The following is a 23417-nucleotide window of genomic DNA, read 5'->3' as shown; positions in this document are numbered from 1 at the left end:
CAAACCTAGGCGTCCGTCATGCGACGCCCACAGCGGATGAAGCCGAAGGGCCGCGACGTCGCCGCCGCGGCCGCCTCGGCGCTAGCGGCGGAACCACTCGCGCTTGGACAGCGCCGCCTCCACCTGCTCGCGATTGAGCAAGGCGTCGCGCATGGCGTTCCGCGCCGCCAACGGCAACTGGTCGCCGTAGTAAGGCGATTGCGGCTGGCTGCTGTTGCCGTAGGTGTTGATCACCTTGGCGCGCAGCGGCCGGCCAAACTCCACCAGCGCGGTGAAGGTGTCGCCGAAGATGGCGCGCTGGCGGCCATCGCTGTCGCCGATATAGCTGAAGGTGCGGAAGGCGCCCAGGCCCTCGGCGCCGCCGCTGGCCGGCTGGTCCAGCCGCGCCGCGCCGCCGGCGGGGCCGCGCCGCAGCCGGTAGACCTCGCCAAAGGCGATGTCCAGCGGCACGCCGGCCTGTTGCAGCCCCTGGGTGGCCGCGCCCAGCTTGCTCAGCGCGAAACCGGCGTCGCGCAGGCCGGCCGGCGTGCTGTAGGGCTGCGCCGGGTCCGCTTCCTGCCGGTAACGCAAGGCGTCTTCGCCGCCGGAGGCCGCCACCCAGGCGGCGAACAGCACCGCGCCCTTGCTGGCGGCGTCGCTGCGCCGGTCCCATTGGGCCAGCACCTGCGCCGCGGCGATCAGGCCGGCGTCGTCGGAGGCGCGCGCATAGCCGATCAAATCGTCCAGCACCCGGTCCGCCAGCAGCAGCCGGGTGTCGTGCTTGGCGCTCAGCAGCGTGTCCAAGCTGAAGGCCGGCGTCTGCTCGATCAGCTCGATGCCGCGCTGTTCGCGCAGCAAGGGCGAGATCTGCGGCGACAGATAAGCGGCGTAGGCGGCCGGGTCCAGCGCCGGTTTGCTCATATACCAGGGCGCGCTGTTGGAGTTCTGCACCCAGCCGCTGGCCGGATTCGTCGCCTGCGGCAATTCGTCCAGGCGCAGCGCCTGGCGCCAGATCAGATCGCTGCGGCTGCCGTCCACCGGCTGCGCCCAGTAGGCGGCGTCGCCGCCGGCTCGGCGCGGGGTCAGGCCGCCGAAAGCCGCCCAGATATTGCGCTGGGCATCGGCGTAGATGATGTTGTGGTAAGGGTTGCGCAGCCGCGCCACGACGCTGCGGAAGGCCTTGAAGTCGGGCGCTTGCGCCATGTCCCACCATTGCTCCAGCACGCCGGGGGTCTGCAGCTGGTCGACGCCGACAATGCGCAGCGCGTAGCTCTGGCCGTCCTTGTCGAACACTGGGCCCTGCTCGGCGCGGCGCAGCGTCAGCTGCTCGGCTTGCAGGCTGCCGTCCGGCTGACGGATATACAGGGTTTCGCGCTTGGTTTCGAAGTCGCGCGCCACGCCGTCCAGCAGGTATTGCCGGCCGCTGAGTTTGAGTTGGTACAGGTCGCAGCCGTCCTGGGTGTTGACGGTGTGCACCCAACCCAGCCGCTGATTGAAGCCGATGCGCATCACCGGCAGGCCCACCAGAGTGGCGCCGTAGATATCGTATTCCGGGCTCTTGAATTGGGCTTCGAACCAGGTATGGCTGCCGCCCCACAGCAAATGCGGGTTGGCCAGCAGCATGGCGTTGCCGGAACGGCTCTTGGCCGGACCCAGCGCCCAGCCGTTGGAGCCGCCGATCAGATTGATGGGGGTGGCCACCGCGTCCGGGTAAATCAGCGAGCAATTGGCCGCGCCGGTGGCGGTGGCGCCGCTCAGATAGCTGAAGAAGATGCGCAGGGTGTGGGCCAGCACGTCCTCGCTGCGCACCGGCAACACCGCGCGCGCCGCCGGGCTCAGGCCGCCGCTGGCCGCGGCCTGGTCGTTGACGCCGGCGACGAAGGCGTCCAGGTAGGCGCGCATGCGCGGGCTTTGCTGTTGCAGCCATTGTTTGGAGCGCTCCGGGAAACCCATGGCGCGCACCAGGCGATCCACTTCCGCCATATTGCTGGGAAAGGGCTCGCCGGCTTCGAACACCGCGCCGTAGTACTCGGCGCCGCGGCCGCGGCCCTGGGCGTACAGCCGCAGCAGCAGTTCCGGATGCGCCTGCATCTGGGCGCGGCCGAAGGCGTAGGCCAGGCTGTCGGCGCGCGCGGCGTAGATGTGCGGCACGCCGCTGCGGTCCCACAGCACCTGGCTGCCGCGCGGCTTGCCGTCGTCGTCCAGCTCGCAGGCCGTCAGCAAGGACAGCATGGCGATGCCCAATAGGGCGAGGATCAAGCGTTTCACTACCTTTCCTCCTTTCGCGCCACTCACCCGGCCGTTGTTTCGCATGGTTCCTCTGGTCAACCGGCGGGTGAGCGGCTTGATAATGCATCACAAGCCGGCGTGCTTAACGCCCGCGCCCAACCTGATGTTGAATCCGCTACGCGGATTGATGATTTGCATTGCCGGGGCTGCCCGGCTGGCAGGCTTGAAGGGACTAGGGGCACATCGGAAACGCGGTTCTCTGCGCACCAATTTGGCTAAGCTCCAACGTCAGTTCCCTGCTCCCCTAATACCAGCGGAACACCCGCGCGCCGCTGACAAAGCCGGCAATGCCGATCAGCGTGAGCAGCACCGCCGAACGCGCGATCTCCAGCACTCCGGCGCCCTCGACGAAGATCATGCGCATGCCGTCGGCCAGTATCGTCAGCGGCAGCACCTCGATCACCGACACCATCCAGTCCGGGAAGTGCTTATAGCTGAAGAAAATGCCGGAAAAGATCACCAGGAACAGGATGGTCATCTCCAGCAGGCCGTTGGCTGTCTGCGCCTTGGTGGCGCGCGAGGCGGCCAGGATGGCGATGCCGGCGAAGCAGACGTTGCCGGCCAGCAGCAGCACGATGAAGGGCAGCGCCCCGCCCTGGGCGTGCACGTCGAAATAACTGCTGGCGAACAGATACAGCACCAGGGTTTCCAGCAGGCTGAACACCAGGCAGGCCAGCACATGGGCCAACAGGAAATCGGTCTTGCGCATCGGGGTGATGCGCATCTGCCGGGTGACGCGGGTGGCGCGTTTTTCGATCAGCGACCAGCCGACGGCGATCAGGCAGGTTTCCATCACCGCCATCGCCACCAGGCCGGGCACCAGGAAGTCGATGTAGCGCAGGCCGGGGCTGTCCAGCACCGACATATTCTTGTCCACCGCCTGGCTCAGCGCGTCCGGGTCGTCGCCAAGGAAGAAGTAGGTCAGCAGCGCCTCGTTGTTCTGCGGGTCCAGATAGTAGATGCGCTTGCCGCTGTCGGCGCTGGGCTCCATGAACACCTGCACGTCGCCGCGCTTGAGGCCGCGCAATACCGATTCGCGGTCCGGGTAGTACTGGAAGCGGTATTTCATGCGGATCAGGTGGCCGCGCTTGATCTCGTCGGCGTTGATGACGCTGGATAGAGGTTGGTTGCGGGCCTCCACCTTGCTGATCCAGGCGCGCACCGCGACCTGTTCCTGCACATTGGCCGGCAGCACCACGCCTATGGTGCGCTCCTTGATTTCGCCGCCGGAGAAGGACACGCCCAGCAGCCACACCAGCAGCAGCGGGAAGCCGAAGGACCAGAACAGGATTTGCGGTTCGCGCAGGTATTGGCGGAATTGAGTGACGATCAGATTGAGCAAGGCGTTATTCATGGAAACCTCGGCCGGCCAGTGACAGGAATAAATCGTCCAGCGTTTTTTTGCGCACGATGATTTCGTCGATGTCGATTTGTTGTTCGCGGATGAACTCGGACAGACGGAACAGGAAGGCGGAGCCGTTGCGCACCAGCAGCCTCGCCTTGGCGGACGCCTGGTCGTAGCTGTAGCTGATGATGTTGTCCTTGTGCTTGGGTTCGGCGCCGCCCACGCCGCTCTTCACCCGGTATTCCACCACTTCGCCCGGCTCGTGCGCCGCCAGCAGTTCGTCCAGCGTGCCCTGGGTCAGGATGCGGCCCTGATGCATGATGCAGATGCGGTCGCATAGGTATTCGGCTTCTTCCATGTAGTGAGTGGTCAGCAACATGGTGGAGCCCAGCTCCTTGTTGAGCTTGCGCAGGATGTCCCAGGTGCCGCGCCGCACTTGCGGGTCCAGGCCAGTCGTGGGTTCGTCCAGAATCAGGATTTCCGGCTGGTTGAGAATGGAGATGGCTAGGGCCAGCCGCTGGCGCTGGCCGCCGGACAGCCCTTCCACCATCACCTTGCGCTTGGGGATCAGCTCCACCAGTTCCAACACCTCGTCGGCGCGGCTGCGTGGCCGGCCGTAGAAGCTGGCGAACAGGTTGACGGTTTCATCCACCCGCAGCTTGTTGATGAACAGCGATTCCTGCAGCACCCCGGCCAGCCGGTGGCGCAGATAGCTTTCGTCCTGCTGCCAGCTGCGGCCCAGGATGCGGATGGAGCCGGCCTCCGGCTGTTTCAGTCCCTCCAGCATTTCCACCAGCGTGGTCTTGCCGGCGCCGTTGGGCCCCAGCAGGGCGACGAATTCGCCGCGATAGATGTCCAGCGACACGTCGTTGACCGCGGTGTAGTCGTTGAAGCGCTTGGTCACCGATTGGAATTCGATGACTTTTTCTCTTGTTGTGGCTTGGTGCATTTCACTTTCCGTAGGAGCCGAAGGAGAACCGAAGCAGCGGAAAACCCCGCGCAGCCGCAGGGCTTATCCGCCTCTTTTCATTGCCGCCATGCGGTCAAACGAGTTGATAACGGTCCGCATCCTTCAGGAAAGGGAACTGGGCGCGTACATCGTCCAGCTGCGCGCGCGACAGCCTGGCCTGATGCACGCTTTCCAGCTGGCGGCCGTGGTACAGGGTGTCGCCCAGCGGATCGATCAGCATGGAGTCGCCGCTGTAGCGGATGTCGTTGCCGTCCATACCCACGCGATTGACGCCGATGACGAAGGCCTGGTTTTCTATCGCCCGCGCCGGCAGCAGCGTCTGCCAGTGCTTGGCGCGGCGTTCCGGCCAGCTGGCAATGTAGAGCGCCAGGTCGTACTGGCTGTTGTTGTTGCGCGACCAGACCGGGAAGCGCAGGTCGTAGCAGACGAAGGCGGCCACCGACCAGCCGTCCACCTTGACGATCAGCGGCGCGGCGCCGGCGGTGTAGTGCTCGTGCTCGCCGGCGAAGCTGAACAAATGCTTCTTGTCGTAGCTGAACAGGCTGCCGTCTGCCTTGGCCCACAGCAGGCGGTTGTAGTAGCGGCCCTGCTCTTCTATCGCCACGCTGCCCACCAGGTCGGCGCGCTTGGCGCGCGCGGTGTCGCGCAGCCATTGCACCGCCTTGCCGTCCATGGTTTCGGCGATCTTCTCCGGCCGCATGCTGAAGCCGGTGGTGAACATTTCCGGCAGTACGATCAACCGGCTGTCGTTCACCGCGCTCAGGTGGCGCTCCATCCGCTGCAGGTTCTGGTCCACCGATTCCCAGGCGATGTCGCTTTGCACCAGGGTGACGGCTAAGTCTTGATTTGGCATGGTTTGCTTTCCCAATGGGTCAATATCACTTCGTTGTGGTCGCCGCGTTCGCGGCTGCTCTGGCGCACCAGCACTTCGCCGCCGTCGTCGGACAGATACCAGCCGGTGCCGCTGATCTTGCGCCGCTTGGATTGATAGGCCACCACCCTCGTCCGCCGCGGCTGCCCCAGCAGGTCCAGGGTTTCGTCCGGCAGCCGCTGGTAGCGGACTTCGTCGATGTCGAAGTGCTCCAGATCCAGCACCCGCAAGGTGGCCTCGGCCTGGCCGCCGACGAGAAAGCGCTCGGCGGCGTCTTCGCTGCTGGCGTCGAAATCGCCCTGCTTGAAGCGGCGCACTTCCAGCTGGCCGTCGTGCAGACGCAGGGTCAGCACGCCCTGACGCAGCCGGCCCTTGATCACGGTCTTGTCGCCGTCCTCGTCGGAGACGCCGGCGTAGCGGCACAGGCCGTCCGCGCCGAAGTCCATGCTCTCGTCCGATTGCAGCGTGTAGTCGAACCACAGGCCGCTGCAGCGCAGGTCCATGCGGTTGCTGACCTGCAGCACCGGCAGGTCGTCCAGCCAGCCGCGGCGGCGCTCGGTGCGCAAGCGGCCTATCGGCTCGCCGTTGCTTAGCACCTGGTAGTCCAGCAGCAGTTCCGCGACAGGCGGGGACCTCGAAAAACCTGCTGCGCGGTCCGATAGCTGCGTTGCTCCGTTGGCGTGCGAGGCGACAGCCTCGTTCAGCCACAGGCTCCCTCGCTGTACTCCTTGTACTATCTCGGTCGCTGCGCGCGGTGCGTCTTGCTCTCGAACCGCTCGCGACGGTTTTTCGAGCTCCCCCGGCGCTTCAATCAGCGCTTCCTCGTCGGCCAGCATCTCAGCGCACCGCCGCCGCGTCGCTCAGGTCGGCGTCGTACAAGCTCTCCATATAGCCGCCGGCCATGCTGGTGTGACGCTTGATTTCCGCCAGCGGGGTCTGCGCCGACGGGGCGTTGAGGAAGCCCACCTTGCAGGCGTAGTCCAGATAACGGCCGAACAAGGCCTGGTCCGAGTCCGGGCAGCGGATGTCGGTGTTGGCCAGCAGCTCCTGAATCTCGCTGGTGTCGTACTTGGCGTGCTCCTTGCAATCGCTGCCGTCGTAGAAGATGGCCATCAGATCGGTGAAGGTGGAGCGGTAGCCGGTGCCGCCGCGGTGCATGCGGCCTTCCTGCAGCGCTTCGAAGTAGTCCTTGGACGATACGTCGCGCAGGGTGTAGCCGTAGCCGCGCAGGCGGGCGACGATGCCGTCGTAGTTGATCGGACGCGGATTGGTCAGGTTGTAGGTGCGGCGATTGCTGGATTGCAGATTCATCGCCGCGAACAAGGTGGCCTGGGCCACGTAGTCCACCGGCGAGATGTCGAAGGCTTCGTCCGAGGCGAAGGTGAGCCCGGTTTCCACCAGCGATTTGAGCATTTCGTAGTAAATGCCCTTGACCTTGGTCTGCTTCAGCGGGTAGCAGCCGGTCCGGCTGTCGCCCCAGATATTGCCGGGGCGCACGATGACCCAGTCCAGGCCCCGCTCGCCGGCCTCGTGCACCATGCGCTCGGCGGTGAACTTGGAGCGCTCGTAGTCCATGTTGACGAAGCCCTGGCCCACGTCCAGATCGGTTTCGCGCAACACGAAGTCCGGTTGGTACAGCTTGTCGCCCACCATGCTGAAGCTGGAGGTGAACACCAGCGGGGCTTTGCCGGCCAGGCACAGCTCGATCAGGTTGGCGGTGCCGCCCACGTTGACCGGGGCGATCTTGTTGTAGGAGGCCACCAGGCTGACGTTGGCGGCGCAATGCAGCACCAGGTCCGCCAGGTGGGCCAGGTCGCGGTAGGCGCTGGCGTCCAGGCCCAGCATGGGCTGGCTGATGTCGCCCAGCACCGGGATGATGCGCCAGGCTTCGGTGGACAGCTTGCGGCCTTCGTCGTAGCAATACAGCACGTCTTCGATGCGGGCGCGCGCGGCGTCCTTGTTCTCGGCCCGCACCACGCAATAGACGTTGGCGTCGGTGGTGGCCAGTATTTCCTGCAGCAAACGGCCGCCCAGCACGCCGGTGGGGCCGGTCAGCACGATGTTCTTGACGCTGGTCTTGGCTCGGTAATCCATGACTTCACCTCTGAATTTGGTTTGGTTCCAGTCGGGGGCCGGCGCGGCCGGCCCCCTGTCACGCTATGCAGCAGAACCTGATCCAAGTCTCGCGCGCTAGAGCGAAACCGGTTTCAACGCCGTATCGCTGAAGCGCAGCAGGCCTTGGACAGATTCTTACAAGGTGCCTACCCTCATGCCTCCATCCAGCGGAATAACGGTGGCGTTCAGATAGTTGGTCTTGCAGGTGGCCAGGAAAGTGACCACTTCGGCGATGTCCTCCGGCAAGCCCCAGCGTCCCACCGGCACGATGGATTTGACGATGGCCTCGTCGGACTGTTCCACCATCTGACGGTCGACGAACTGGTTGAGCATCTTGGTCTTGCAGATGCCCGGCGCGATCGCGGTGACGCAGATGTTCAGCGGCCCCAGCTCCCGCGCCCAGGACTCCGACGCCTTGATCAGGCCGGCCTTGGACGCCGCGTACGCCGACCCGCCGGCCGCGCCCCAGATGCCGGCCACCGAGGCGATGTTGATGATGCGGCCGTATTTCAGCCGCGCCATGTGGCGGGAAAACACCGCGGTGGCGTTGAAGGCGCCGTTGAGGTTGACGTCGAACACCCGTCGCGCCAGCTCGCCGCTCTTCTCCGCCGTGCAGTAGCCGCGGCCGATGACGCCGGCGTTGTTGACCAGCACCGTGATGTTGGCCCCCATGCGTTCGACGATGGCGGCGCTGGCCGCGTCCACGCTGGCGGAATCCGTCACGTCCATGACGAAGCCGCGCAGGCTGTCCGGGCAGTCCAGCTCCCGGCCCAGCTGCTCCAGCGCGGCCGCGTCCACGTCCGTGGCGGCCACCGCGTAGCCCACTTCCAGCAGCGACTTGACGATGGCGCTGCCGAAGCCGCCGGCCGCGCCGGTGACGACGGCGACTTGCCGGGTCACGCCACCTCTCCTTCCTTGAAGGCGATGTCGATCACTTTGCGGGCGTTGGCCATGGCGTCGAAGATGCGTTCTTCGAAGAAGCGCACGTCGTCCTGATTCATCAGCAGGTTGGAGTAGATCCGCGACAGCGGCGAGAACTGGATGCCGTAGCGCTTGGAGATTTCGCGGATGATGATGTCGCAGAACTTGACCTTGTCGCTGTAGCCCTCGGAGCGGTCCACCATGGTGTCCTGCGAGTGGTAAACCAGCGCGGTGGGCATGCCTTGCACCACCAGCGGCAGATCGTTGGCGTGGGCGGCCTTGATGAAGGTGTCGGAGATCTGCTCGGTGAAGCGGCCCATGCGCTCGTAGCAGCCCGGATCTTGTTCGATCAGCTCGAAAGTGCTCTTGATCGCGGCCAGGCCCAACGGGTAGCCGTTGAAGGTGCCGGCGTGGATCACTTTGCCGCGGGTGTAGAGGTCCATGATGTCGCGACGGCCGGCGATGGCGGAGATCGGCATCGAGCCGCCGCCCAGCGCCTTGCCGAAGGTGGACAGGTGCGGGGTGACGCCGAGGATGCCTTGGGCGCCGGACAGGCCCAGACGCACGCCGGTGATGATCTCGTCGAAGATCAGCACGATGTTGTACTTCTCGCAGATTTCCTTGGCGCGCTCCAGATAGCCTTCGCGCGGGAAGATGCCGCCGCCGTTGACGCAGATCGGCTCCATCAGCACCGCGGCGATTTCATTGTGGTAACGCTCGATGGTGGCTTCCAGCACCTGGATGTCGTTCCACGGCAGCATGAAGGATTGATCCTCCAGCGCGCCGTCGGCGCGGCCCAGGGTGTCCAGCAGATCGCCCTTGAAGGTTTCCGGCACCGGGAAGCTCAGGTCCTGGCGCTTGCGGCCGCCCATGATGTTGTCGGCGTTGCCGTGGTAGTGGCCGTGGAAGCGGATGAAGCGCTGCTTGCCGGTGAAACCGCGCGCCAGGCGCAGCGCGTTCTGCACTGCCTCGGTGCCGCTCAGGCAGAAGCGGATCATCTCGGCGCAAGGAATGTGCTTGACCATCAGTTCGCAGACTTCGACTTCCAGGTCGCAAGTGTCCACCGAGGTCACTTTCTGCATGTAGCGGATCAGCGCTTCGTTATAAGCCTCGTTGTGGTGGCCGACGAAGAGCGCGCCGAATTTGCAGAACAGGTCCAGGTGTTCATTGCCGTCCAGGTCCCATACCCGGGAGTTGCGACCGCGATTGAACGGCACCACCAGCGGCCGCTCCGGGTCGCCGAAGTTGTAATGGGTGCCGCCCGGCAGCAGCTCCCAGCATTGCTTGTAAAAATCCTTGGACTTGATCAGCGACAGCTTGGTATTGCCTTCCATATTCCTGCTCTCCTCTTGCTTGCCCTGTGATGCTACGGTTGGTGCTACGGTTGATGACGGGATGTCATTCAATTCGGGTTCGGGTCCGATGTCGTCTTCGTCCAGCGCCGTCATGCGGGCGCTGAGCGGGCGGTAACGCTCCAGCCGCTGCGGCGTCAGGGCGCCCAGCTGGCGCAAGGCCGCCACGCGGCTCAGGTAGGCGGCGCCGGCCATCAGTTCCACCGCGATGTCGGCCACCTTGCGCTTGGCCACCGGCGCCAGCTCGCTGCCTTGCAGCCACTCGTTGGCCGCGCCCATCGCCGCGCCGCACCAGATCTGGTAATCGACCGCGCGCTCTGCCACGCCGGAGATCGCCCAGCGCGAGGACTGGCCCAGATACCACTGGAACAGCAGCGCCATCTTTTTCTTGGGGTTGGCGTTGGCGGCGTCTATCAGCGCCTGGTTGCCGCGGCCGGCGAAGAAGGCCTCGGTGTCGGCCCATACCTGGGCCAGCGGCTGGCGGAACACTTGTTGTTCCAAGCTGGCCACTTCGGTGGCCGGGATGTGCTCCAGGCCGGGGTACTGCTTGTACAGGCCGTGCAGCTTCTGCGCGCGCACCGCGTACATGCTGCCGCCCTTGAGCACCTGCACCTTGGCGCCCAGTTCGAACATATCGGCGGACGGCGCCATCGCCATGTCCGCGATCTTGGCCTTGCCCAGCAATTGCTTGACCGGGTCCGAGGTGCCGGCTTCGACGCAGGCCTGGTTGATGGAGCCGGTGACCACGTAGGCCGCGCCCAGCGAGAACGCCGCCAGCGTGGCGTGCGGGCTGCCGATGCCGCCGGCGGCGCCGACGCGCACCGTGAACGGATAGCCCTGGCTGGCGGCGATGTCGTCGCGCAGTTCCGCGATGGAGCGGAAAACGCAGCTGAGCAGGCCGTTGTCGGTGTGGCCGCCGGAATCCGCTTCCACGGTGATGTCGTCGGCCATCGGCACTTTCTTGGCCAGCTCCGCCTGGCGTTCGCTGATCAGGCCTTCGGCCAGCAGCTTGCGCACGATCTTTTCCGGCGCCGGGCTGAGGAAGTGCTGGGCCACTTCGCGGCGCGACACCTTGGCGATCACGCGGTTGCGGCGGATCACCGCGCCCTTGTCGCCGGCTTCCAGGCCCTTGACCCGGTAGTAGACGATGGCGGCGGACAGATTGACGTAGGCCGAGGCCTCCACCACCTTGACGTCCTGTTCGATGAACAGCTTGACGCAGTTCATCTCCCAGTCCGGCTGGCTGGGGTTGTGCAGCAGGTTGATCGCATACGGGCCGTTGGGCAGCGCCTGCTTGATGCGGCGGATGGCGCTGCCGATGCGCTCCAGCGTCAGGCCGCCGGCGCCGAAGGCGCTGAGGATGCGGCGCGAACCCAGCGCGATCACCATGTCCTCGGAGTTGATGCCGCCGGCCATGGCGCCCGCGTAATAGGCGAAGCGCACGCCGTAGTCACGCAGGAAGGACGGATCACCGAAGTATTCCGGCAACATCGCCGGCACCATGCCCAGGCAATCCACCTGGCCGTTGCCGGCCAGGCCGCCGGCCGGTTCCAGCAGCACCGCGTCCTGCTGGCGCAGCACGTGCAGCGGCCGCGCCAGGTCCAGCAACTGGGCTTGGGCCTGTTCCGGCGTCTGCTGGAACTTGCCGGCATGGCCCTGCCATTTGTACACCGGGGCCGCAAAGCGCGGCGCCACGCAAAGCTTGTCTTGGTTCATTCATGCCTCTATCGCTGTCAGCGCCGGCGCCGAAGCGTCCGCCGCTGCCGGCGCTCGGCTGAAGCCGGCGCCTAGGTTGTCGCACATACCGATGACGTTGCCGCGGTAGATGATCTCCGCGAGGAAGACCAGCGCCATCCGCTCCAGCTGGCCGTCGGCCTGGTAGTCGCAGTGGATGGATTTGCAGGTGAGCCGGTAACGCAGGGTGTCGGCCTCGCACTTTACTTCGCCGCGGAACTTGGCGCTGTAGCTATGCGGGCTGAGCGCGTGCGGCACCATGCCCGGCAGCGAGTACAGCCCCAAGTAGCACAGGTAGAACTTGACCAGCTGCTCGCAGCCTTCCACCAGGAAGGTGCCGGGCATCACCGGGTCGTTCTTGAAGTGGGCACGGAACACCCAGTGACTGGGGTCGATGTCGCGTTCGGCCACCGCCTCGCCCAGGCCGAAGGCGCCGCTGGAGGCGGAGATGGACACCACCCGGTCCAGCATCTTGGCGGCCGGCGCGTACAAGCGCGGCGCGCGCGATGCGGCGTAGGCGGCATCGCCGAAGCAGGCGACGAAATCGCCGCGTTGCAGGGCCTCGATATGGCTGTTGTCGAAGAACGCGCGCCCGCAGCGCAGCGGCGGTTGGAACGGCTCGGCCGGCTGGCCGGCTTTCAGATAGGGCGCGGTGTTGACCCCCTTGGATTTTTCGATGTCCTTGGGCAGGAAGAAGCCGGAATTGGCCTCCAGCTTGAAGCTCAGCCTATCGCCGACGTAGCACAGATACTCGTAGGCGATCAGCACGTTCTTGCCCACCTTGAGGAAGGACTTGATGTTGACCCGTCCGCGCAGCACTTCGCCGGCCTTGGGCAAGGGACCGTAGACCGTGGTCTGGCTGTCCACCGCCCGGTAGCGCAGCTGACCCTTGAACAGCTGGTCGCAGCCGATATAGGTGAAGGCCACGATCATCGCGTGCGAGGCTTCCAGCGACACGAAGGCCGGCACCAGGCCGTCGGACACGTACCAGGCGTCGGGGTGCAGATCGTATTCCCACTCGATGAAGCACGGCTCCAGCTTGCCCGGCTGCGCCGACAGCGCGGTGATGCGCGAGGCGAACATATACGGCGGCGACGGCATGCGGGTGCGGATCGGGTAGCTGTCGGCCTCGGCGTAATCCGGGCCCAAGACCTTGGCGATGGAGCCGTCGGTCAGCTCCACCAGCTGCGCCTCGTCGAACAGCGGACGCGGGCGCGGCGGTACCGGCGCGGCGGCCTTGGGCTTGGCCGCGCGGCGCTGGCCGGCCGGCGCGCCGGCGCCCAGCAGTTGCGCGATGCGCTGGTAGAAGCGCTGTTCCGCCTGCAGATAGCTGAGCTGGGTTTGCGCTTGGCGGCTCTGTTGACGCTGCAAGGCCGGCGCCTCTCCGTCCGCCGGCGCGGCGGCCGGCTGCGGCTGCGCCGGTTCCACCGCCGGCTGCGGACGCCGCCAGGGCTTGACGTCGCCGAACAGCGCGCGGTTGGCATCGTTGACGATCATCTCGGCGATGGTGTGTTCGCGGCCGGTATGCACGGTGGCGACCAGGGCCGGGCCGCCCGTCTGCGGCGGCGTCGGCGCTCTGGCTTCCAGGCGATTGGCTTCGCCCGGCTCTTGCAGAATCATGTGGGCGTAGCCGCGGTCCAGGCCCAGGCTGTTGACCGCCGCCAGCCTCAGACCGCCGGCCGGCGCCGGCCAGGCCGCGCCGGTTTCTCCGGCGCGGAACACGGCGCGCAGCGCGGCCTCCGGATAGGCGGCCAACGCCGCCGCGCCGGGCAATTGCCGGCGATGCAGGCAGAGCGCGGCCTTGATCACGCTGACGATGCCTTGGGCCGAGGCCAGTTGGCCGTAGTTGGCGGCCACCGAGCCGGCGGCGACGCCGCTATCGCGGTAAACCCGGGACAGACCGTCGATCTCCACCTGGTTGTCGCTGGCCAGCGCGCCGCCGCTCAGTTCCAGATAGCCCACCGACGCCGGATCCGCGCCGGCCTGGCGCAAGGCCGCCGCCGCCGAGCGCGCCACCGCGTCCGCCGCCGGCTGGAACTCGGTGCTATCGCCGCAGGCGTGGCCGATGGCCAGGCCGCGCATCACCGCATAGACGCGGTCCTTGGCTTCCAAGGCCGCCTGCTCGCGCTTGAGCACCACCACACCGCCGCCTTCGCCCACCGGCGCGTCGACATGGCCGGCGCCGCGGCGCGGCGCCCACAACACGTTTTCCAGGCCGCCGGCGAAGCTGCCGCCGGCGACGATCACCGCGTCCACCAATTGCTCGGACAACATGAATTGCGCCAGTTCTATCGCCTTGAAGGCGGCGTTTTCATGCGCGCACAGCGAGAAGGCCGGGCCGTCCAGCTTCAGATGGGCGGCGATGCGGCTGGCCACCACATTGCCGATGCCGCCGGTAATGCCTTCTGGATACGGTTCCGGGAACAGGCTGTCCTTGACAATGGTTTCCAGCGCCGCGGTCTGCGCCTCGCTCAGCGAGATGCCGCTGTGCGCCAGGCTGTCGCGCACCTGCCAGGCCATCTCGTTGCGCGCCTGGTAGCGCGAGCAGCTGTAGTCCACGTCGCCGGCGACGATGACGGCGATATTGCGCTTGTGGCCGTCCAGCTGATAGCCGGCGTCGTAGAAGGCGCGCTCGGCGATGGGCATCAGGAACAAATGCGACAGCAGATGGCTGCCCACCACCTTGGGCGGCAGCTTGAAGCGCTTGCAGTCGAAGTCGAACTGCTCGATATAAGCACCGGCCGGGGCCTGGCGGTAGCCGCGCGCCCCCAGCACGTCGGCGCGCCGCTCCAGGCCCAGCCAGCGGGTGCGCGGCAGCGGGCGGAAGTGGCTGCGGCCCTCGGCCACCGTCCGCAGCAAGGCGTCCGGGGTTTCAGTGTCCGCCAGCGCCACGCCCACGCCGACGATGGCCAGGCTTTGCTGTTCGGCCGGCAGTTGCGGCCAGGCGGTCACCGGTGCGTCGGCGCGGTGTTCGCGCAGCACCATGTGGCCGTTGACGCCGCCGAAGCCGAAGGCGTTGATGCCGGCGCGCTTGGCCTGGCCACGCTGCGGCCACGGCGTGGTGTCGCGCACCACGTGGCGGATGTCCAACTGGCCGCCCGGGGTGCTGACCATGTCTTCCACGTTCAGCGTCGGCGGAATCACGCCGCTGCGCATGGCCAGCAGCACCTTGAGAATGCTGGCCATGCCGGAGGCGGTCAGCATGTGGCCGATATTGCCCTTGTTGGCGCCGATCAGCGGCCGCTGCGCCTGGTCGGCAAAGAAGGTCTCCACCGAGCCCAGCTCCACCTGGTCGCCCACCGGGGTGCCGGTGGCGTGGCATTCCAGATAATCGATGTTCTTGTCCACGCCGTCGTAAGCGCGTTTCAGCGACAGCAACTGGCCGTTGAGGTCGGGCACCAGAATGTGCTTGGCGCCGCCGTCGTTGGACAGGCCGATGGATTCGATCACGCCGTAGATGCGGTCCTTGTCGCGCACCGCGTCGGCGTAACGCTTGAGCGCGATCACGCTGGCGCCCTCGCCCGCCTTCAGGCCCTGGGAGTTGCGGTCGAACGGCACCGATTGGCCGTCCGCCGGGAAAGCCTGCAGCACGTTGAAGCCATGATCGATGTAGATGTGGTCGGCGTGGCAGACCGCGCCGGCCAACATCAGGTCGGCCTTGCCGCTTTGCAGGTAGTAGCTGGCCACGCGGATGGCGTACAGCGCGGAGGCGCAAGCCGCGTCCAGCGCGAAGCTGGGGCCGGCCAGGCCCAGCGCCTGGGCCGCCAGCGTGGCGTTGTGGCTGCCGGTCATCAGATTGAGATCGGACAAGCCTTCCGCCTGCCAGGGCTGGCGGAAATGGAAATCGTCGCGTTGCAGCAGTTCCTGGACGTAGGGCTCCAGGATGCCTTGATAGAAGCCGTTGAGCAGTTTCTTGCCGGCGTGCGTGGGCATGCCGATATTGCCAATGATCAAGCCGCAGCGCTCCAGCGCTTCGGCGCTGTGGCCCACACCCTGACCGGAGCCCTGGCCGGCGTCGATCAGCGCCTGTTCCGCCGCGTACAGCGTCCATTGGAACAAGGGATCCAGCGCCTCCAGCTGCGCGGCCGGCAGCCTGTAGCGGCCGGTGTCCAGCTTGAAGCCGCGCACATGGCCGTTCTTGTTGTAAGCGATCTTGTCCGCGGTGCCCGGCACCGGATGGCGATACAGCGCCGGGTCCACGCCCAGCTCTTCCCGGCTCAATTCCGAGGTGCAATCCCGCCGCTCCAGCAGGTTGCGCCAGTACTGTTCTGGCGTTTCGGCGCCTGGAAACAGGCAGCCTAATCCGATAATGGCGATTTCTTCCATAATGCTTCCGTGCCTAAAGTAGAGCCAACATTCCCAAACCTTGGGCGCAACCGTCCCCCTCCGCCGCCGGCCGCTGTTAAAGCGGCGGGCGGCGGCGCGGGATCTGGATTGAACCGGCGCGGGCCGATTTCGAGCGCGGCGGCGGCTAGGCGAATCTCCCGCTGCCGCGACTCGACTGTATGGCCGGCGCGCGTCGCCGCGCTCCGGACCGGCCGCGCCCTCGGGCGCGGCCTTGCTCGCGTCACACCGCCACGCTGGCCTCCGGGTCGCACATCAACTGCCGCAGCTTCTTCGACACGGTGAACTGCAAGCCGGAAAGCTTGCTGTACACCTTGCCGTCGGCGCCGTGGACGGTGACGTCGGCCAGCAGAGTGGTCGCGGTTTGCGCCGTGACCGCCATGCTCAGATAGAAGGCCTGGTCGAAAGCCAGCGGCGCGTACTGCCGCCACTCGGCGATCTGCAGCGGCAGCCCGGCCTTGTCCGACTGCGACATCAGCCAGACCAGCGGCGTTTGCAACGCCACGTCCGCCAGGTAGGGGTTGAAGGAATTCACCGGGAACTGCCCCTGTCCGGCCGCGGCGGCCAGCCGACCGCCCGCTTGCAGGCCCTGGCCGTCGAGACGGAACAAGGTCTGCACGCCGCGGAAGGCCGGGCCGTGGAAAAGCCAGGCGCCGTCGCGCATGTCGCCGTACAGCGGCGGATGCTCCAGCGGCGCGCCGGTCGGTGCCTTCGGCCCGTCCGCCGGCTGCTCCGCCGCCAGCCGGGTCATGGTCACCCGTGCCTGGTAGCGGTTCAGCGCGGCGCCGTCCGCCTGGTTGAAGATGCTCACTTCCAGCGTGTGGCGGTCGCCGTTGCCGCCGGCTTCGGCCACCGGCCGCAATTCGGCGATGAAGCGCCGCTGCTCGCCGGCGTCGAACACCACGCCCTTGAGCACGCGGAAGTCCGTCAGCGTCTCCAGCCGGTAGCCCGGCAGCAGGTCTTCGCACAGCTGCACCATCCAGCCGGCCGCGGCGGTGGCCGGCAGCACCTGCTGCCCGCCCACCACGTGATCGGCCAGGAAGCCGTTGACGGCCGGGTCCAGCTCGCGCTCCACCCGGGTCAGCGCCGGCAGGGTCTTCTGCTTGCGCCCCACCTTGTAGCTGCCGCCGCCCACGATCACCTGCGGCACCAGGCCGGCGGCGAACTCGTCGACGAAGAACTGCGCGCCGACGGAGGTGGGGATGATGGCCAGGCCGCGGTCGGCGTAGGCCTTCTTCAGCACATCGTTGACCATGCCGCTGTCCCACGGACCCCAGTTGATGCTGCGCACCTGCTGTTTCGGGTACAGGGTCTGGTACAGGTAGGCGAACTTGTTCAGCGCGTCGTTGGCCATCGCGTAATCGGTCTGGCCGGCGTTGCCGAAGAAGCCCGACACCGAGGAGAACAGCACCAGGTGGCGCAAGCCGTCCGGCTTGACCACCGCCAGCAGGTTCTCCAGCCCTTTCACCTTGGTGTGGAACACCGAACGAAAATCCGCCGGAGTCTTTTTCTCGATACGCTTGTCCGCCAGGTTGCCGGCGCCGTGGATGATGCCGCGGATGGGGCCCAGCTGCCGCTGCGCCTCCGCCGCCGCCCGCGCCACATCCTTGGCGTCGCCGATGTCGCAAGCCAGATAGATGGCCTGGCCGCCGGCCTGCTCGATGGCGGCGATGGTGGCGCGCACCTCGGCCAGCTGCAGCACGTCCTTGAGCAAGGCGTCCACCTTGACCGGCGTCACCGTCTCGCCCTGCTGCTGCAGGTGGCGGATGGCGCGCGCCTTGAGCTCGGCCACTTCGCCCCCACCCTCAGCCCACTCCGGCAGCGGCGCGTCGATGCGGGTGCGGCCCAGCAACGCGAAGCGGGCCGGATAACGCTTGGCCAGCGCGATCACGCACTCGGCGGTGATGCCGCGCGCGCCGCCGGTGACCAGAAACACGGTCTTGGCGTCGATATTGGCCACGACCTGATGATCGGTCGGCGCCGCCTCGAAGCCCAGCGTCATCCGCTCGCCCTTGACGCCGCGGCCCACTTCGGCCACGTCGGACTGCACGTCGCGCAACTCTTCCAGCAACATCGCGGCGATAGCGCTCTTGCCGCATTTGGGATCGAAGTCCACCGTGCGGCAGAACACGTCTTCCCACTCGATGTTCAAGGCCTTGCTCAGGCCGCTGACCCCGGCCGCGGCCACCGGGAAGGCGGCGCGCCGGGCGGTGCCCAGCTCGCCGTCCAGCTGGCTGGCCACGAAGAAGCACGCGCGTCCCGGCCCGGGCTGCGCCAGCGCCGGCTGCAGCAGCTTGGCCAGCAGGAACAGCGCTTGCGCGGTGTCGTACTCGGCCGCGGCGAAAGCGTTGGCCAGCGATTTGACGTTGCCGGCCGGCGCCTGCAGATGGATGAAGCCACCCACCTGTCCTTCGGCCACCGCGATCCGCGACAGCACGTCCTCCAACGCCAGCTCGTCGGCGCGTTCCAGCACGTAGTCGTTCACGTGCTTGATCGCCTTGCGCTGGCCCTTGGCCTGCTGCCACTTGAACACCAGCCGCGCCACCTGTTGGCCGTGGGCCAGCAGCTGTTTGGCCACTTCTTCGCTTAAACCCTTGCCGTCGTCTGTCAGCAGCCAGAGCCGGCCGGCGGCCAGCTCCAGCAGGTCCGGCTTGGGCAAAGCCTGTTTCCGCGTCTGAAAACGATGGATGGACGCAGTTACCGTATGGGCATCACTTACAGGGGATTGCTGAGCGAGGGCAGATGCCGTCTCCCGGGGCTCAGCTAGGGATTTTTTTGCTGCGGAGTCCTCCACAGCAACGTCGGCCACCAGTTTCTTGGTGGACGACACCACGCCCAGCTGACGCAAGGGCTTGGCCTCCGCCGCCGGGGTTTCGTGCAAGGCGGGCTCGCTGGAGACCGGGGCCGGGGCCTCCACCGGCGCCGGAGCAGCTTCCGCGGCCGGCGCGGCGGCGCCGCCCTGCTTCAGCTCGGTCAGCAGTTCGGAGATGGTTTGCTTGAAGAAGCCGCCCATCTTGCGGATGTTGCTGAAGGCGTCGATGTCGAAGGTTTCCATGTCCTTCTGTTTTTCCATGTCCTGGAAGTGCGGCACTTCGGCGGACAGCTGATCGAACATGGCGCCGAAGATTTCCAGGCGCTTAATCGAATCGATGCCCAGGTCGGCTTCTAGATCCATGTCTTCATTGATCATGTCGGCCGGGTAGCCGGTACGGTCGCTGACGATGGCGATCAGTTGCTTGATCAGGTCGGCCTCGGTCAAGGCTTCGAAGCGCTGGATCAGGACCTGGTCCTCTGCGCTGATCGCGGCGGCGGCGGGCGCGGCGGCTACAGGAGCGGGCGCGGCGACAGGGGCCGGCGCGGCGGCCGGAGCGACGGCTTGCGGGATGTCCTGCAGCTTCGGCTTGGGCGCCTGAACCTCGGTCGCCGCGGCAACCGGCGCGGCGGGGGCAACAGCCGGCTGAACAAGGGGCGCGGCCGCCGGCAATTCCACTGCGGCGCGCGGCGTCGGCAAGCTCACTTCCAGCGGCGCGCGCTGTTGCAGGCGAGCCGTCACCTGGCCGCCGCGAGCGGCGACGTCGGCGCCCAGCAAGGCTTGCTGGTTGTCGAAATAATGTTCGTGGTTGACGTGGTAGAGCTCCTGGTTCTTGTCCAGCAGCTGCAGGCTCTGGCCCAGGCTGGCCACCACTTCCGTCAGCTGCTGGCTGCCCTGGAATTTCTCCAGCAAGGTGTATTGCTTGTTCATCAGCGAATCCAGCAGCTGAATGTAGTCCTTCTGATTCAGCTGGAACTGCTGATGCACCTGGCTGAGCATGTTCTGCGCCTGGATCTGCGCGTCCAATACGCTCAATACTTCGTTGTCCGAGCTACTGCGTTGCATGATTCCCTCTCCGCTTATGACATGGATGGGCTCCAGCCACATCATGTCGTCCCTGTTGTCGACCAAAGTTTCCACCACTACCGGGGACCTCGAAAAACCTGCTGCGCGGTCCGATAGCTGCGTTGCTCCGTGCTCGCTCCCTCGCTGTACTCCTTGTACTATCTCGGTCGCTGCGCGCGGTGCGTCTTGCTCTCGAACCGCTCGCGACGGTTTTTCGAGCCCCCCTACCGTACTATCCCGCTCCGTCTCCGTCTCCGGCGCCCGCGGTGGCGAGCTGGCGGCAAGCCGCTCGTCGATGAAGGCGTCGATGACCCGCGTATCCTTGCGCATGGCGTGCGCGCGGCGCTGCTTGGCTTTCTCCGAGTAGAAGAAACCGCCGCTCATCGTGTAAGTCAGCGACTTTTTCTTCGGCGCCGCGACCAAGGGCAAGGCCGCCTGCGGATCGGTGGAGCTCAGCTCCACGCCCTCCACCGCCAGCCGCGCCAGCGCGCGCTTGAATTGCAGGGCTTCCTCGCCGTTGGCGCTGGGGTTCAGCGACACCACCGCGTGCGGCTTGTCCTTGAGGATGTCCGCCACCAGCTTGCCCAGAATGCCCTTGGGGCCGATCTCGACAAACAAGTAGCCGCCCTGCTGATGAATGCGTTCTATGGTTTGCTGGAAGCGCACCGGGCTGACCAGTTGGCCGATCAAGGACTGCTTGATCTTGGCCGGGTCGTCGGCGTGACGTTCGCCGCTGGCGGTGGAGTACACCGCGGCCTGCGGCGCCTGGAACGGAATGCCGGCCAGGCTGGCCTCGAACGGCGCGCATGCGTGGCGGACGAAGTCGGTGTGGAAGGCCGCGGACACCGCCAGCACTTGGCTGCGCACCTTGCGCTCGTTCAGAAACTCATGGGCCTGGCGGATGATGTCGCCGGCGCCGCCGAACACCAGTTGCTGCTGCGAGTTGTAATTGGCCACCACCAGCTCCGGGAAGCGCTCCAGCACCGCGCTGGCCTCGCTCTCCGGCAGCGAAGCCGCCAGCATCGCGCCCGGCTCGCCGCCCGGCACCGGTCTGGCCACCGCCGCGCCACGCGCCAGCGACGTCCGGTAGAAGTCCTCGTCGCTCAAGACGCCGGCGGCCCACAAGGCGGTCACTTCGCCGTAGCTGTGGCCGGCCAGGAAGTCCGCCCGCAAGCCCAGGCCACGCAAGAGCTTGTAGTAGCCGGCGCTAATCGCGCCTATCGCCGGCTGCGCGGTGCGGGTCTGGGTCAGCTCCGCCATCTGGCGGTCCGCCGTTTCCGCGTCGAAGGCCGGCGGCGGAAAGATGGACGCGGACGGCAACGGCAGCCCGTCGGCGTGCGCCGCGGCGTCCAGGCCTTCCAGGGTTTCGCGCATCGTCGGGTAATCGTTGGCGATGTCGCGGCCCATGTTCACGTACTGCGCGCCCTGGCCGGGGAACAAGGCCACCACGCGGCCGGCCAACGGGGCCGCCTCGCGCTTGTAATAAATGCCCAGCGGATGCTCCCAGTCCTGATCCGGACGCGCCCGCAGCAGCTTGATCGCCTCGTCCAGCAGGCCGGCCGCCTGTTCGGCCGAGCTAGCGACAAAGGCCAAGCGCGCGGAATCGGCCGGCGCGCGCGCCGCCGCGCCTTGATGCAGACGGAACTGGTAGCCGGCGTCTGCGGCGCGGAAGGACTCCAGCTTGTGCTCGGCCACCGCCAGCAACTGTTCCGGGCCGTCCGCGTGCAACAGCACCACTTCCGGGCGCAGATTCAGGCGGAAATCTCCCTGCGGCCGCGCCTGGTGCTCCTCCATGATGGCGTGGTAATTGGTGCCGCCGAAGCCGTAGGCGCTCAGGGCCGCGCGGCGCGGCGCGCCGTCCACCGGACTCAACCACGGCCGGCTGTCGATGTTGACGTAGAAGGGGCTGGCGCTGTCCGCCAGTTCGCGGCTGGGTTGGTTGACGTTGATGGTGGGCGGCAGCACCTTGTGGTACAGACTGAGCGCCGCCTTCATCATCGCCGCCGCGCCGGCGGCGCAACGCGTGTGGCCGATCTGCGATTTGACGCTGCCGATGGCCACCGAGCCGGGCTGGGCGCCGCCGGCTTCGAACACCGCGCGCAGGCTCTTGATCTCGGTCTCGTCGCCGGACTGGGTGCCGGTGCCGTGCGCCTCCACCAGCTGGATCTCGGCCGGAGAAATGCCGGCGCGCGCGTAAGCGCGTTGCATCGCCTTGACCTGGCCTTCGTGACGCGGCGCGAAAATGCTCTTGGCGCGGCCATCGCTGGAGGCCTGCAAGGATTTGATCACCGCGTAGACGCGGTCGCCGTCGCGCTCGGCGTCTTCCAGGCGCTTGAGCACCAGGAAACCGACGCCGTCGCCCAGCATCATGCCGTCGGAGGATTCGTCGAAGGGGCGCGACAGGTTGCTCTTGGACAGGGCCGGAGTCTTGCTGAAGCACAGGAAGGAGAAGATGGAGTTTTCCAGATTAACGCCGCCGGTCAACACCACGTCGCAGCTGCCGTCCACCAGTTCGCCCACCGCCGCCTTGATCGCGGCCAAGCTGCTGGCGCAGGCGGCGTCCACCATATAAGAGGTGCCGCCCAGGTCGAAATAGCTGGCGATGCGGCCGCAGGCGACATTGCCGAGGAAGCCGGGGAAGCTGTCCTCGTTCCATTCCAGATAAAGGTGATTAACGCGATCAATGACCTCGTCGGCCACCGCGCCAGGCAAGCCGGCGTGGTTCAGCACCTTGCGCAGATACGGCTCCTGCTGACGGAAAGCCAGCGAGAACGAGGTGTTGCCGTTGCCGGCGCCGCCCAGGATCACCCCCACGCGGTCTTTGTCCACCGGCAGCGCGTCCTCGCCCACCAGTCTGGCGTCCAGCATCGCCTGCTTGGCCACGTGCAGCGCGAAGATCTGCGCGGTGCTGATGGACTCCAGCATCAGCGGCGGCAATTTGAATTCCACCGGATCGAAATCGATGGCCGGCACGAAGCCGGCGCGGTGGCCGTAAGTCTTGTCCGCGGCGCTCGGGTCCGCACTGTAATAGTCTTCCTTGCGCCAGTATTCATCGCCGTTCTTCTGGTCGATGTCGGTCAGGGAATCCTTCTTGTCGACGATATTGGTCCAGAAATCGTATAAGGTGGCCGCATCGGGAAAGTGGCTGGCCATGCCCACAATCGCGATATCCAACGTCCCCGGTCCAATCCTGCTCGATAAGGTCTTGCTCATTGCTCCTCCCGCGGTGAACCTGCTGTTTCGCATCATTCGCTTGCCGCCGCGCACCAACCGGGAATCGCAATCGCCGGCCGCACGGCCAGGGTCGACTGCCTTTCTTTAAATCCGGTCCCGCACGCAAAGCCTGGATCGAATTCGCGTCCGACCAACCGTCGCACGCGCCTGCTGCCCATTACTCAAACCACATTAAAAACCGCGATCAAAACTTGACGAAATCTTTACAACTCAAACTGTCAAATCCGGTTTTGGAAAATTATGACGTTGAAATCTTAGCGTTTCCTTAGGGCTTTCTTGCAGTTGACTGATTTACCTCCACAGATCTGGAGAAAAAATAGACAGAACACAATAAGCAATTGATTTTAATCATGTATCTTTATTGATACACCAATGCCGAAGTCATT

The 23417-nt window shown here is 66.1% G+C and carries 10 protein-coding genes; all 10 read right to left on the bottom strand.

Annotated features, from left to right (window positions below; translation table 11 throughout):
• Positions 1–81: 81 nt before the first annotated feature.
• Complete coding sequence (locus B0T39_RS02200) at positions 82–2247, bottom strand: penicillin acylase family protein (RefSeq protein WP_176219462.1); 2166 nt, start codon at positions 2245–2247, stop codon at positions 82–84.
• Between the two features lie 265 nt (positions 2248–2512).
• Entirely contained in the window at positions 2513–3622 is a 1110-nt protein-coding gene (locus B0T39_RS02195; protein ID WP_081544602.1) for an ABC transporter permease, read from the bottom strand.
• The gene (locus B0T39_RS02190) at positions 3615–4562 is read right to left on the bottom strand and encodes an ABC transporter ATP-binding protein (protein ID WP_081544601.1); all 948 of its coding nucleotides are present in this window, start codon (positions 4560–4562) and stop codon (positions 3615–3617) included. Before B0T39_RS02190 ends, B0T39_RS02195 begins: the two co-directional genes overlap by 8 nt.
• Positions 4563–4656: 94 nt before the next feature.
• Positions 4657–5436 (bottom strand): amidohydrolase, encoded by a 780-nt coding sequence (locus B0T39_RS02185; RefSeq protein WP_081544600.1) that lies wholly within the window; start codon positions 5434–5436, stop codon positions 4657–4659.
• Positions 5418–6290: a hypothetical protein gene (locus B0T39_RS02180; protein WP_081544599.1), complete on the bottom strand. Its 873-nt coding sequence runs from the start codon at positions 6288–6290 to the stop codon at positions 5418–5420. Before B0T39_RS02180 ends, B0T39_RS02185 begins: the two co-directional genes overlap by 19 nt.
• A gap of 1 nt (position 6291) precedes the next feature.
• Entirely contained in the window at positions 6292–7548 is a 1257-nt protein-coding gene (locus B0T39_RS02175) for a thioester reductase domain-containing protein (RefSeq protein ID WP_081544598.1), read from the bottom strand.
• A 156-nt stretch (positions 7549–7704) separates the two neighbouring features.
• Positions 7705–8469 carry an SDR family NAD(P)-dependent oxidoreductase gene (locus tag B0T39_RS02170; RefSeq protein WP_081544597.1) on the bottom strand — a complete coding sequence of 255 codons (765 nt, stop codon included), beginning with the start codon at positions 8467–8469 and terminating at the stop codon, positions 7705–7707.
• Positions 8466–11558 carry a PfaD family polyunsaturated fatty acid/polyketide biosynthesis protein gene (locus B0T39_RS02165; RefSeq protein ID WP_081544596.1) on the bottom strand — a complete coding sequence of 1031 codons (3093 nt, stop codon included), beginning with the start codon at positions 11556–11558 and terminating at the stop codon, positions 8466–8468. The genes B0T39_RS02170 and B0T39_RS02165 overlap by 4 nt, the downstream gene beginning before the upstream one ends.
• On the bottom strand, positions 11559–15902 hold the full coding sequence (locus B0T39_RS02160) for a hotdog fold thioesterase (protein WP_081544595.1): 4344 nt from the start codon (positions 15900–15902) through the stop codon (positions 11559–11561).
• A 241-nt stretch (positions 15903–16143) separates the two neighbouring features.
• A complete protein-coding gene (locus B0T39_RS02155) occupies positions 16144–22971 on the bottom strand; it encodes a type I polyketide synthase (protein ID WP_217806184.1) in 6828 nt (2275 codons plus the stop codon).
• Between the last annotated feature and the right edge of the window lie 446 nt (positions 22972–23417).

The sequence above is a fragment of the Chromobacterium haemolyticum genome, assembly GCF_002081825.1.
GTDB classification, from domain to species: domain Bacteria; phylum Pseudomonadota; class Gammaproteobacteria; order Burkholderiales; family Chromobacteriaceae; genus Chromobacterium; species Chromobacterium fluminis.
Note: the sequence above shows the minus strand (reverse complement) of the source record. Positions and strands in the feature narration are given on the sequence as shown.

What these genes read in the sequence shown, in the direction of transcription:
- B0T39_RS02195 (WP_081544602.1), bottom strand. Translation starts at nt 3,622, where the DNA reads ATGAATAACGCCTTGCTCAATCTGATCGTCACTCAATTCCGCCAATAC.
- B0T39_RS02190 (WP_081544601.1), bottom strand. Translation starts at nt 4,562, where the DNA reads ATGCACCAAGCCACAACAAGAGAAAAAGTCATCGAATTCCAATCGGTG.
- B0T39_RS02185 (WP_081544600.1), bottom strand. Translation starts at nt 5,436, where the DNA reads ATGCCAAATCAAGACTTAGCCGTCACCCTGGTGCAAAGCGACATCGCC.
- B0T39_RS02180 (WP_081544599.1), bottom strand. Translation starts at nt 6,290, where the DNA reads ATGCTGGCCGACGAGGAAGCGCTGATTGAAGCGCCGGGGGAGCTCGAA.
- B0T39_RS02175 (WP_081544598.1), bottom strand. Translation starts at nt 7,548, where the DNA reads ATGGATTACCGAGCCAAGACCAGCGTCAAGAACATCGTGCTGACCGGC.
- B0T39_RS02165 (WP_081544596.1), bottom strand. Translation starts at nt 11,558, where the DNA reads ATGAACCAAGACAAGCTTTGCGTGGCGCCGCGCTTTGCGGCCCCGGTG.
- B0T39_RS02160 (WP_081544595.1), bottom strand. Translation starts at nt 15,902, where the DNA reads ATGGAAGAAATCGCCATTATCGGATTAGGCTGCCTGTTTCCAGGCGCC.